Annotated in this window: 7 protein-coding genes; 5 read left to right on the forward strand and 2 right to left on the reverse strand. The window is 66.5% G+C overall.

Going from position 1 to position 7,296, the window contains the following annotated elements; genetic code table 11:
* The 4 genes from KH616_RS18790 to aroG all read left to right on the forward strand — a co-directional run.
* Window positions 1-710, forward strand: a 710-nt coding sequence (locus KH616_RS18790) for an AsmA-like C-terminal region-containing protein (protein ID WP_292249647.1), incomplete at its 5' end; no start/stop codon positions are given.
* Between the two features lie 40 nt (window positions 711-750).
* Window positions 751-1,578, forward strand: coding sequence for a carbon-nitrogen hydrolase family protein (locus KH616_RS18795; protein WP_292249648.1), 828 nt, complete (start codon window positions 751-753; stop codon window positions 1,576-1,578).
* Window positions 1,579-1,681: 103 nt separating this feature from the next.
* Window positions 1,682-3,148: a metalloprotease TldD gene (tldD, locus tag KH616_RS18800; protein ID WP_292249649.1), complete on the forward strand. Its 1,467-nt coding sequence runs from the start codon at window positions 1,682-1,684 to the stop codon at window positions 3,146-3,148.
* A gap of 395 nt (window positions 3,149-3,543) precedes the next feature.
* Window positions 3,544-4,617, forward strand: coding sequence for a 3-deoxy-7-phosphoheptulonate synthase AroG (gene aroG, locus KH616_RS18805; protein WP_292249650.1), 1,074 nt, complete (start codon window positions 3,544-3,546; stop codon window positions 4,615-4,617).
* A 132-nt stretch (window positions 4,618-4,749) separates the two neighbouring features.
* On the opposite strand, the gene hmpA is transcribed toward aroG, so the two are convergent.
* Both hmpA and KH616_RS18815 read right to left on the reverse strand, forming a co-directional pair.
* A complete protein-coding gene (hmpA, locus tag KH616_RS18810; protein WP_292249651.1) occupies window positions 4,750-5,958 on the reverse strand; it encodes an NO-inducible flavohemoprotein in 1,209 nt (402 codons plus the stop codon).
* Between the two features lie 109 nt (window positions 5,959-6,067).
* Window positions 6,068-6,619, reverse strand: coding sequence for a cob(I)yrinic acid a,c-diamide adenosyltransferase (locus tag KH616_RS18815; protein ID WP_292249652.1), 552 nt, complete (start codon window positions 6,617-6,619; stop codon window positions 6,068-6,070).
* A 287-nt stretch (window positions 6,620-6,906) separates the two neighbouring features.
* Between KH616_RS18815 and KH616_RS18820 the strand changes: the two genes are divergently transcribed.
* Window positions 6,907-7,296, forward strand: a 390-nt coding sequence (locus tag KH616_RS18820; RefSeq protein WP_292249653.1) for an FAD-binding protein, incomplete at its 3' end; no start/stop codon positions are given.

The following is a 7,296-nucleotide window of genomic DNA, read 5'->3' on the forward strand; positions in this document are numbered from 1 at the left end:
TCGCGCTCGCGCGCGGCGCCGACGACACGATCGCGCCGCGCCGTACCGCTTTCGACTTCAAGCTCGACATCGGCAACGCCGGTGAACTGCTCGAGCGCGTCGGCCTGCCGCGCACGATCGAGGACGGCCACGGCACGCTGACCGGCAAGGTCGCCTGGCGCGGCGGCCCGGCGGCGCTCGATTACCAGACGCTGAACGGCCAGCTCGCACTCGATCTCGAGCACGGCAAGATCCTGAAGGTCGATCCGGGCGCCGCGAAGCTGCTCGGCGTGCTGAGCCTGCAGAGCCTCGCGCGCTTTCTGACGCTCGACTTCCGGGGCGTGGCCGGCAAGGGCCTGTCGTTCGACAAGATCTCGGGCACCGGCCGGATCGTCAACGGCATCGCGCGGACCGACGATTTCGAAATGACGACGTCGCCCGCGAAGGTCACGATAAAGGGCGTGGTCGATCTCCACGCGGAGACGCAGGATCTGCACGCGCACGTCGCGCCGAAGATCGGCGCCGGCACGGCCGCGATCGCGGCCGCGATCGTCAATCCGCTGCTCGGCCTCGGCGTGCTGGCGGCCGATCTCGCGCTGTCGCAGACGCTCCAGCACGCCTTCGCGCTCGACTATGCGATCACCGGTTCGTGGGCGCATCCGCACGTCGAGCGGGTCCGGGGCGATCAGGGTAAGATGAATCACGACGCGGCCGGCGCGGCGAGTCACTGAAGCGCGCGGTCGCCCCCCATTTATGACGCTACCGATTGCGATGACCGACCACGCTCCTCTCACCACGCCCGTTCGGGTCGCCGCGCTGCAGATGGTGAGCACGCCGGACGTCGCGCGCAATCTCGCCGAGGCCCGCCGCCTGATCGCGGAAGCAGCCGGAGAAGGCGCGCAACTGGTGCTGCTGCCCGAATATTTCTGCTTCATGGGCCACCAGGACACCGACAAGCTCGCGCTCGCCGAGCCTTACGGCGATGGCCCGATCCAGCGTTTCCTCGCCGATGCGGCGCGCCGCCACGGCATCTGGGTGATCGGCGGCACGCTGCCGCTGAAGGCGCCCGAGCCGGATCGCGTGCTGAACACGACCCTCGTGTTCGATCCGTCCGGCCGCGAGGTGGCCCGCTACGACAAGATCCACCTGTTCAATTTCGCCAAAGGCGACGAATCGTTCGATGAGGCACGCACGATCCGTCCCGGCGGCTCGGTCGTCACGTTCGACGCGCCGTTCGGCCGTGTCGGGCTGTCGGTCTGTTACGATCTGCGCTTTCCGGAGCTGTACCGCAAGATGGGCGACTGCGCGCTCGTCGTCGTGCCCTCGGCATTCACCTACACCACCGGCCGCGCGCACTGGGAAATGCTGCTGCGCGCGCGGGCGGTCGAGAATCAGTGCTACGTGCTCGCGGCCGCGCAGGGCGGCAAGCATGAAAACGGCCGGCGCACGTGGGGCCACAGCATGCTGGTCGATCCGTGGGGAGACATCGTCGCGGTTCGCGACGTCGGTGCAAGCGTCGTGAGCGGCGTGCTCGACCCGAAACGCATCAACGAGGTGCGCGAGAGCCTGCCCGCGTGGCGGCATCGCGTGCTCGCCTGAGCGGCCCGCCCTGCCCGGGCGGCCCCTTGAATCCCCGGCGCGCGCGACCCATCTATCCCGAGAGAGCGCACCCGACAACTTTTTGAGAATTCCCGATATCCGCATGAACATCATCGAACCCGGCATCCGCAACCTGGCGGTCGCGAAGGACATCCTGCTCACGCCCTACGGCCTGGACGAAACGCTTCTGACCCGCACGATCGCCGACATCTTCACGCATCGCGTCGACTATGCGGACCTGTACTTCCAGGCGACGCGCAGCGAAGCGTGGAGCCTCGAGGAAGGCATCGTGAAATCGGGCAGCTTCAGCATCGACCAGGGTGTCGGCGTGCGCGCGGTCGCGGGCGACCGCACCGCGTTCGCGTACTCGGACGACCTGTCGCCCGAGGCGATCGCACAGGCCGCGGCCGCCACCAAGGCGATCGCGGCCGCGGGCGGCGGCCGTCAGAAGATGAAGGCCGCCACGTCGCTCAAGGGCATTTCGGGCCGCGACCTGTACCTGCCGTCCGATCCGCTCGCCTCGCTCGACGCGACCGCGAAGGTCAAGCTGCTCGAGCGTATCGAGCAGATGGCGCGCAGCCGCGATCCGCGCATCACGCAAGTGATGGCGGGTCTCGCGGGCGAATACGACGTCGTGCTGGTCGCGCGCAGCGACGGCGCGCTCGCGGCGGACATCCGCCCGCTCGTGCGCGTATCGGTGACGGTGATCGCCGAACAGAACGGCCGACGCGAGATCGGTTCGGGCGGCGGCGGCGGCCGCTTCGACTACGGCATCTTCACCGACGACGTATTGTCGCGCTATGTCGACGACGCGGTGCACGCGGCGCTCGTCAATCTCGACGCCCGCCCCGCGCCGGCCGGCGCGATGACGGTCGTACTCGGGCCGGGCTGGCCGGGCGTGCTGCTGCATGAGGCGATCGGTCACGGGCTGGAAGGCGACTTCAACCGCAAGGGCTCGTCGGCATTCGCCGGCCGCATGGGCGAACAGGTCGCGGCGAAGGGCGTCACGGTCGTCGACGACGGCACGCTGCCGAACCGGCGCGGCTCGCTCAACATCGACGACGAAGGCAATCCGACGCAGTGCACGACGCTGATCGAGGACGGCATCCTGACCGGCTACATGCAGGACACGCTGAACGCGCGCCTGATGAAGATGCCGGTCACGGGCAACGCGCGACGCGAGTCGTATGCGGCGCTGCCGATGCCGCGCATGACGAATACCTACATGCTGAACGGCGACAAGGATCCGCAGGAAATCATCGCGTCGGTGAAGAACGGGCTGTACGCGGTCAACTTCGGCGGCGGCCAGGTCGACATCACGAACGGCAAGTTCGTGTTCTCCGCGTCCGAGGCGTACATGATCGAGAACGGCAAGATCTCGTACCCGGTCAAGGGCGCCACGCTGATCGGCAGCGGCCCGGAATCGCTGAAGTACGTCAGCATGATCGGCAACGACATGTCGCTCGATACGGGTGTCGGCGTGTGCGGCAAGGAGGGTCAGAGCGTGCCGGTCGGCGTCGGCCAGCCGACGCTCCGGATCGACAAGATGACGGTCGGCGGTACGGCATAACCGCATCGACGCGCAGGCAATCCGCGCATTTTCGGAAAAATGCGCGGATTGTCCGCATTTTTTGTGTCACCGGATTGCCAGCCGCGCTTTGAGCGGGTATAAATCGCAAATCAACCTTTTTGACGCAACCATCCCCGTCATGTCCGCCAAGTTTTACTTTTATTTTTTCTGGCATCTCAGACCGCTGGCGGATCGAGAGGGTTGATGGCGCACCAAGCGCAACCGAAATTCCCGAAAACCGCCGGCGAACCCGGCGGTTTTTTTTCGCCCTTCCCTTCGCCCCGGCCGCCGCAGCCGCTGTCCCGCCGCCCCGGCCGAACCGACTGAATCGCTTGAATTGACGAATCTGCCGCACGCGCACTGACCGGACGGCCACACCGAACCAGGAGAACAGCATGCCCCCGCACAATACCGACGACGTCCGCATCCGCGAGCTCAAGGAACTGACGCCGCCCGCCCACCTGATCCGCGAGTTCGCGTGCTCCGAAGCCGCGTCCGAACTGATCTACAACGCGCGGCAGTCGATGCACCGGATCCTGCACGGGATGGACGACCGGCTGATCGTCGTGATCGGGCCGTGCTCGATCCACGACACGAAGGCGGCACTCGAGTATGCGGAGCGTCTGACGAAGGAGCGCGCGCGCTTCAAGAACGAACTGGAAATCGTGATGCGCGTGTACTTCGAGAAGCCGCGCACGACGGTAGGCTGGAAGGGGCTGATCAACGATCCGCACCTCGACAACAGCTTCAAGATCAACGACGGCCTGCGCGCCGCGCGCGAGTTGCTGCTGCAGATCAACGAAATGGGGCTGCCCGCCGCGACCGAATACCTCGACATGATCAGCCCGCAATACATCGCGGACCTGGTCTCGTGGGGCGCGATCGGCGCGCGCACGACGGAATCGCAGGTGCACCGCGAGCTGGCGTCGGGGCTGTCGTGCCCGGTCGGCTTCAAGAACGGCACCGACGGCAACCTGAAGATCGCGGTCGACGCGATCAAGGCCGCGTCGCAGCCGCACCACTTCCTGTCGGTGACGAAGGGCGGCCATTCGGCGATCGTGTCGACGGCCGGCAACGAGGACTGCCACGTGATCCTGCGCGGCGGCAAGACGCCGAACTACGACGCCGACAGCGTGAACGCCGCATGCACGGACATCAGCAAGGCGGGCCTCGCCACGCGCCTGATGATCGACGCGAGCCACGCGAACAGCTCGAAGAATCACGAGAACCAGATCCCGGTATGCGCGGACGTCGGCCGCCAGGTCGCGGCAGGCGACGAGCGCATTGTCGGCGTGATGATCGAGTCGCACCTTGTCGCGGGCCGTCAGGACCTGAAGGAAGGCTGCCCGCTGACCTACGGCCAGAGCATCACCGATGCGTGCATCGACTGGAACGACAGCGTCAAGGTGCTCGAAGGCCTCGCGGAATCGGTCAAGGCGCGCCGCGTCGCACGCGGCAGCGGCAACTGATTCGCGCCAGGATGCCCGCGCCGCCGCCCGTTCCGGGTCGGGCCGCCGCGCATCCTGCACGGATCGAGCACGAAGAACAAAGCCCGGCGCGCGCCGGGCTTTGTCGTTCCTGGGTGACTGAAGGCTAGCGCGTCACTCGACCGCGCCCGAACCGAAGATCTCGGTATGCACGCGCTCCGGCGCGACGCCCAGCGCGACGAGTGCATCGCGCAACGCCTTCATGAACCCGATCGGGCCGCAGATGTAGTAGTCGGCGTCCGGCACGAGCGCGTATTGCTCGATGCGCGCCGGCGTGAGCCGCCCTTCGAGATCGTAGTCGATGCCCTCGCGGTCGTTCGGACCGACGACGTCGTACAGCACCGTGCGCGTCATGTTCGCATTCGCACGCACCGTGTCGTTCAGCCAGTCGCGGAACGCGTGCACGGCGCTCGAGCGGCACGAGTGGATAAAGCGCACGTCGCGCTTGCCGCCATCGGCGAGCAGCGTCGCGGCCATCGACACCATCGGCGTAATGCCGACCCCGCCCGAGATCAGCACGACCGGCGTATCCACACCGCGCTTCAGCGTGAAGACACCCATCGGCGCGGTGACTTCGACGATCGCGCCTTCCTCGACGCCATCGTGCATCAGCGTCGACACCTTGCCGGCCGGAATCGCGTCGGGCTTGCCCGCCTCGCGCTTCACCGAGATGCGCAGCCACTTGCCGTTCGGCGCGTCGGACAGGCTGTACTGGCGCGGCTGGTCGACTCCGAGATCGCCGACGAAGCGCTTCACCGTCACGTACTGACCCGGCTCGAACGACGGCGCCGCACCGCCATCCGTCGGCACCAGATAGAACGACGTGATTTCGTCGCTCTCGCGCACCTTGCGCTCGACCTTGAACGGACGGAAACCGCTCCACGCCGCGCCAGCGTACAGGTCGGCCTCGGCGCCGATCAGGATCTGCGCGAGCTGGCCGTACGCGACGCGCCACGCTTCGAGCGTGTCTGTATCAACGGCGTCGCCGAGCACTTCGACGATCGATGCGAGCAGATTCTCGCCGACGATCGGGTAATGCTCAGGACGGATGTTCATGCTCGCATGCTTGTTCGAGATATGCGACACCGCACCGCCGAGCGCACCGAGATTGTCGATGTTTGCCGCGTATGCGTACACCGCCTTCGCAAGCGTCTCCTGCTGGCTGCCCGTTTTCTGATGCGTCTGGTTGAACAGGTTCTTCAGCTCGGGATGGTGCGCGAACATGCGCGCGTAGAAGTGCTTCGTGATCGTCGCGCCATGCTCGGCGAGGACAGGGGCGGTAGCCTTCACACGGGCCATCTGGTCGGCGGTGATGTGGGTCATGTTCATTCTCCGTTAAACATGCGCACACAATACATCTTTAAGATTCGACGTCGCCCCGGGCAAATTGTCGCATCCCCTTGAGCGGGCGGCCGATCACCGCCCGCGCATCTCATTGCGCGCGCCCGCGTTCCCAGAGCACGTCCGCACCGCCGGCCGCACGATTCAGCACCCGCGCCAGCACGAAGAGCAGATCGGACAGCCGGTTCACATACCGGCGCGGCGTCTCGTGCAGCGCCTCGATTCGGCCGAGCGCAACGATCGAGCGCTCCGCACGCCGGCACACCGTCCGGCACACATGCGCCAGCGCCGCGGTTCGCGCGCCGCCCGGCAAAATGAATTCCTTCAGCGGCGGCAGCGTCGCATTGTAGTCGGCAAGCCACTGGTCGAGACGCGCCAGATGCGCATCGCCGAGCACCGTATGGCCGGGAACGCACAGCTCGCCGCCCAGATCGAAGAGGTCGTGCTGGATCGTGACGAGCACCGCACGCACGTCGTCCGGCAGCGGCTCCGCGAGCAGCACGCCAACGTTCGAATTCAGTTCGTCGACATCGCCGATCGCAGCGATCCGCACATCGTCCTTGCCGACGCGGCGTCCATCGCCCAATCCGGTGGTGCCGTCGTCGCCGGTGCGCGTGGCGATCTTGCTCAAACGGTTGCCCATGGAAAATCCTCTCGTACGCGGCCGGATCGCGGCCCTGATTGCGGTGAACGCCGATTATCGCAGCCCGCCGCGCGGCTCGCAGCAGATGTTCCAGCGTAGAATGAATCAATCCGTCTTGTGGCGTCAGCCGGCTGACTCGCTGTAAAACCTGGTACGGAACCAGCGTAAGTACGGGGCACGGGACGGGAAAACGCTGCAGCACTCGCCCCGGGCGCCGGCAGCTTTGCATGGAACCGGAGCACGCGCCAAAGCGCCCACTCTGGTTGGTAGAGACACTGGAGACTTGCGTGAATTACCCCGTCCCACCGGCCGCAACCCGCCGCCCGCTTCCTCCCGCCCTGCTCGATGCGCTGCGCGCCGCCTTCGGCGAGCGCGTGTCGACGTCCGAGGCGGTGCGCGCCCATCACGGCCGAGACGAATCGCCATTCGATCCGCAATTGCCCGATGTCGTCGTGTTCGCGCACTGCGCCGACGACGTGCGTCAGGTCGTGTCGCTCTGCGCGCCGTACAGCGTGCCGCTGATTCCGTATGGCGCGGGCTCGTCGCTCGAAGGACATCTGCTCGCCGTGCGCGGCGGCGTGTCGCTCGATGTGTCCGAGATGAACCGCGTGCTGTCGATCAACGCGGAAGACCTGACCGTGACGGTCGAGCCCGTCATCACCCGCAAGGCGCTCAAC

The sequence above is a fragment of the Burkholderia sp. genome (genome assembly GCF_018375725.1).
In the GTDB taxonomy this organism is placed as follows: domain Bacteria; phylum Pseudomonadota; class Gammaproteobacteria; order Burkholderiales; family Burkholderiaceae; genus Burkholderia.

Bases quoted from the DNA above. Each gene is read 5' to 3' on its own strand.
- KH616_RS18795 (WP_292249648.1), top strand. From the start codon at position 751: ATGACCGACCACGCTCCTCTCACCACGCCCGTTCGGGTCGCCGCGCTG.
- tldD (WP_292249649.1), top strand. From the start codon at position 1,682: ATGAACATCATCGAACCCGGCATCCGCAACCTGGCGGTCGCGAAGGAC.
- aroG (WP_292249650.1), top strand. From the start codon at position 3,544: ATGCCCCCGCACAATACCGACGACGTCCGCATCCGCGAGCTCAAGGAA.
- hmpA (WP_292249651.1), bottom strand. From the start codon at position 5,958: ATGACCCACATCACCGCCGACCAGATGGCCCGTGTGAAGGCTACCGCC.
- KH616_RS18815 (WP_292249652.1), bottom strand. From the start codon at position 6,619: ATGGGCAACCGTTTGAGCAAGATCGCCACGCGCACCGGCGACGACGGC.